The organism is Nocardiopsis trehalosi NBRC 14201 (assembly GCF_001552555.1).
Classification (GTDB): domain Bacteria; phylum Actinomycetota; class Actinomycetes; order Streptosporangiales; family Streptosporangiaceae; genus Nocardiopsis_B; species Nocardiopsis_B trehalosi.
In genome coordinates, this window is sequence record NZ_BCRK01000296.1 from 1 (window position 1) to 4,246 (window position 4,246).

The 4,246-nt window shown below is 76.2% G+C and carries 4 protein-coding genes and 1 pseudogene; 4 read left to right on the plus strand and 1 reads right to left on the minus strand.

Annotated features, from left to right (window positions below; all coding sequences use genetic code 11):
* The first annotated feature begins 216 nt into the window (after nt 1-216).
* Both NT8_RS27410 and NT8_RS27415 read left to right on the plus strand, forming a co-directional pair.
* Entirely contained in the window at nt 217-1,170 is a 954-nt protein-coding gene (locus tag NT8_RS27410; protein ID WP_067975822.1) for an ROK family glucokinase, read from the plus strand.
* 68 nt (nt 1,171-1,238) lie between these two features.
* Nucleotides 1,239-1,934 (plus strand): endonuclease/exonuclease/phosphatase family protein, encoded by a 696-nt coding sequence (locus NT8_RS27415; RefSeq protein WP_067975824.1) that lies wholly within the window; start codon nt 1,239-1,241, stop codon nt 1,932-1,934.
* Between the two features lie 22 nt (nt 1,935-1,956).
* On the opposite strand, the gene NT8_RS27420 is transcribed toward NT8_RS27415, so the two are convergent.
* A complete protein-coding gene (locus tag NT8_RS27420; RefSeq protein ID WP_067975827.1) occupies nt 1,957-2,799 on the minus strand; it encodes a lysophospholipid acyltransferase family protein in 843 nt (280 codons plus the stop codon).
* Nucleotides 2,800-3,103: 304 nt separating this feature from the next.
* Between NT8_RS27420 and NT8_RS27425 the strand changes: the two genes are divergently transcribed.
* Together NT8_RS27425 and NT8_RS27430 are read left to right on the plus strand one after the other, a co-directional pair.
* Entirely contained in the window at nt 3,104-3,871 is a 768-nt protein-coding gene (locus NT8_RS27425; protein ID WP_084469335.1) for an alpha/beta hydrolase, read from the plus strand.
* Nucleotides 3,868-4,246: pseudogene (locus tag NT8_RS27430) on the plus strand (hypothetical protein); the annotation flags it as partial. The gene NT8_RS27425 and the pseudogene NT8_RS27430, both read left to right, overlap by 4 nt.

Below are 4,246 nucleotides of genomic sequence, written 5' to 3' on the forward strand. Positions count from 1 at the left end.
TCGGACGGCGGCGCCCCCCGCGGCATCTCCGCCGGCGGCTGACCCGCCCGCCCCGGCGGCGCGGCGCCCCGCGCCGCCGGGCCGCCCCGCTCCCGTCGGGCGGGTGGGCCGCTGCCGAGCGCGCACTGGTTTAATCCAATGGTCTGGTCCACTGCTGCGCGGTGGCCCCCCACGGAGCACCGCCGCGCGCGGGCGCGAGAAGAGAAGGAGCCGGCCATGCGGTTGACGATCGGCGTGGACATCGGCGGGACCAAGGTCGCCGCCGGCGTCGTCGGCCCCGACGGCGCCATCGGCGAACGGGTCACCTACCCCACCCCGATCGGCGACGGCGAGGCCCTGGCCGACGTGGTCGCCCGCGCGGTCGCCGAGCTGCGCGCCCACCACCCCGCCGGCGCCATCAGCGCGGTCGGCGTGGGCACGGCCGGCTTCGTGGACGAGGCCCGCGCCACCATCGTCCTGGGCGCCAACCTCGGGCTGGTCGAGGACCCCTTCAAGGAGCGGCTGCGCCGCCGGGTCACCGACCTGCCCGTGGTGGTCGAGAACGACGCCAACGCGGCGGCGTGGGCCGAGGCCCGGTTCGGCGCCGGGCGCGGCTGCGGCCACGTCGTCTGCGTCACCCTGGGCACCGGGGTGGGCGGCGGCATCGTGATGGACGGCGAACTCCAGCGCGGCCGGTTCGGGGTCGCCGCCGAGGTCGGCCACTACCGGATCGTCCCCTACGGCCGCCGGTGCGGGTGCGGCAACGCCGGCTGCTGGGAGCAGTACGCCAGCGGGCGGGCGCTCGTCGCCGAGGCGCACGACCTCGCCCGCACCGACCCCCGGCGCGCCGAGCGCCTGCTCAAGCTGGCCGAGGGCGACATCGAGCGCATCCAGGGCCGCGAGATCACCCAGGCCGCGCTGGAGGGCGACGAGGGCGCGCTGCACTGCTTCCGCACCGTCGCCGACTGGGTCGGCATGGGCCTGGCCGACCTCGCCGCCATCCTCGACCCCGAGTGCTTCGTCATCGGGGGCGGCGTCTCCGACGCCGGGGACATCCTCATCGAGCCCGTCCGGGAGTCCTTCGCCCGGCACGTCACCGGCCGGGCCACCCGCCGCCTCGCCGACATCCGCGTGGCCGAACTCGGCTCGCGGGCGGGCATCGTCGGCGCCGCCGACCTCGCCCTCCGCTGACCGCCGCCGCCCGGGGCCAGGCCGCGCCGGGCGGGTGCGGTGCGGGGCGGGCGGGTAGGGCACCGCACATGGCCCTGCGGGTGCTCACCTACAACGTCCGGGCGCTGCGCGACGACCCGGCGGCGGTCGCGCGCGTCATCGCCGCGTGCCGCCCCGACGTCGCCTGCCTCCAGGAACTGCCGCGCTTCCCCGGCTGGCGGGCCCGGCGGCGCGGGCTCGCCCGCGCCGCCGGGCTGGTGCCCGCGGTCGACCGCCGCGCGGGCGGGGTCGCGGTGTGGGTCCGCCCCGGCGTGCCGGTCGCGGCCGCCGCGCACCGCGTGCTCCGCCGCTACGCGGGCCTGCACGTGCGGGCGCTGGCGCTGGCCGTGGTGGCACCGGCCGGGCGGCCGCTGGTGGTCGGCTCGATCCACCTCGACCTGCACGCGGGGGCGCGACTGGCCCACACCGCCGAGGCGCTGGACCTGCTCCGGTCGGCGGCCGACGCCGCAGGCGCGCCCCGGCTGCTCGCGGGCGACGTGAACTGCGCGCCCGGCAGCGCCGCCTGGCGGGAGCTCACCGCCGACCTGGTCGACACCGGGGCGGCCGCGCCGCGCGGCGCGGCGGCGACGTTCACCGCCCGGCGGCCGCGGTCGCGCATCGACGCGGTGTTCGCCTCGTCCGGGCCGGCCGTGCGCGGGGCGGGCGTGCCCGTGGACCTGCTCGACGCCGCCGACGTGGCGGCGGCCAGCGACCACCGGCCGGTGCTGGCCGAGATTGAGGTGTGAGGCGGCTCCGGCCGGGCCGGGGTCAGGCCGCGGTGTCCGCGCCGCCGTCGGCCGGCGCCTTCCCGGCACGCTTCTCGGCCCGCTTGGCCTCGCGCTCCAGCCGCCGCCCGGCCTTGCGCTCGGCGCGCTCGGCGCGCCGCCGCTCCTTCTCGCCGGCGTGCTGCTCCTTGCGCTCCTCCTTGGCCGCCGCCTCCAGCTCGGCCTTGACCGATTGGGCGTAGCGGTCGACGTACTCCTGGCCGGACAGCTCCATCAGGCTGTACATGATCTCGTCGGTGATGGCGCGCAGCACCCGCGGGTCCTTCTCCATCCCGTAGTAGCGGGAGAAGTCCAGCGGGGCGCCGAAGACGACCTTGGGCCGGATGCCGAGCTTGGGGATGGTGCGGCCGGGCGGCATGATCCGGTCGACGTTGATCATCGCCATGGGCACCACCGGGGCCTTGGACTCCAGGGCGAGGCGGGCCACCCCGGTGCGGCCGCGGTACAGGCGTCCGTCGGGGGAGCGGGTGCCCTCGGGGTAGATGCCGAGGAGCTTGCCCTGCTTGAGCACCTTCAGCCCGGTGCGCAGCGCGGCCTCGCTGGCCTTGCCGCCGGAGCGGTCGATGGGGATCTGCCCGACGCCGGTGAAGAACAGCCGGCTGATCAGCCCCTTGGGGCCGGTGCCGGTGAAGTACTCGGCCTTGGCCAGGAAGGTGATCTTGCGCGGCAGCGGCAGCGGACCGAAGAAGTGGTCCGAGAACGACAGGTGGTTGCTGACCATGATGGCCGGCCCCTGCCGCGGGACGTTCTCGACGCCTTCGGCGCGCGGCTGCCACAGGACCGCCAGAACCGGCCCCAGGATCGCCTTGACCACCCAGTAGAACACCGAAGATCACCCCCGCACACGCGGGGCGCGCTCGGACAACCTTGCCACGTTCGCCTTCCCGCTTCCACGAACAACCGGAGTCATCTTCGCACCGCTGGGGACCGACTACCAATGCCGGGACAAGTTACCGATTGGTAGGCGACCTGGGCGGACGGCCCTGCCCCGCCGCCACCCGCCCCGCGGCCCCCCGACCGGGGGTACCGGCGGGCACGGCCGCGGGTTAACTTCGTACAGTCGGACCGGGGCCGCCTCACGCGGGCCCGCCGGCCGACACCGACGGACACCGATGGACCTGGAGGGGCCCATGCCGCTACTGCCCGGCGCCGAACCGTTCGCGTGCGACGGCGACGGCGTCGGCGTGGTCCTCTGCCACGGCTTCACCGGCAGCCCGCGCTCGATGCGGCCGTGGGCCGAGCACCTCGCCGCCGCCGGGTTCGCCGTCGACCTGCCGCTGCTGCCCGGCCACGGCACCACCTGGCAGGACATGAGCACGACCACCACCGACGACTGGTTCGCCGAGGTCGAGGCCGCCCTGCTGCGGCTGCGGGACTGCTGCGACCAGGTGTTCACCATGGGCCTGTCCATGGGCGGCTGCCTGGCGCTGCGGCTGGCCGAGGTCCACCCCGAGACGGTCGCCGGGGTCGTCGTGGTCAACCCGTCCCTGGCCATGGAGACGCGGCTGCTGATGTTCGCCCCGCTGCTGCGCCGGGTGCTGCCCTCCACCCGCGGCCTGGCCGGCGACATCAAGAAGCCCGGGGCGGTCGAGGCCGGCTACGACCGGGTGCCCACCGCGGCCGCCGCGACACTCCCGAAGCTGTGGCGCGCCACCCGGCGGGACCTGCCCGCCATCACCGCGCCGGTTCTGGCCTACCGAAGTCCGGAAGATCACGTCATCGGCCCGCAGAGTCTGCGTATCCTCACCAGTAGGGCGGTGAACGCACCGCTGACCGTGCACGCGCTCGACGACAGCTACCACGTCGCCACCCTCGACAACGACGCCGCGACCGTCTTCGAGGGCAGCGTCGCGTTCGTCCGCGAGCACAGCAGGAGCGGGGAAGGGACGAAGCGATGACGCACCGCCGCGGGAACGGCCTGCTCGCGGACTCCTATGTCCCCCTGATCCTGCTCCCGCCGCCGCAGGCCGACCAGATGCTGGCCGCGCTCGGCCGCTCCGGCATCGCCGCCTACGCCGTCCCCCTCGACGAGGACGTGCTCACCGCGGCCGACGACGAGGACGATCCGCCCACCGACCACCTCTACGTCGACGCCGCCGAACGCGAGGCGGCCGAGCACGTGCTGCGCAGCGAGCTCCCCGAGGTCGGCGGCGGCCGCGCGGTCGAGGTCGGCGGGCCCGAGCCCGCCGGCGGCTCCGACCCCGCCCGCCCCGAGGCGGCCGACGCGGCCACACCCGCCGACCCCCACGGCCGCGAGCCCGCCGCGGCCCCCC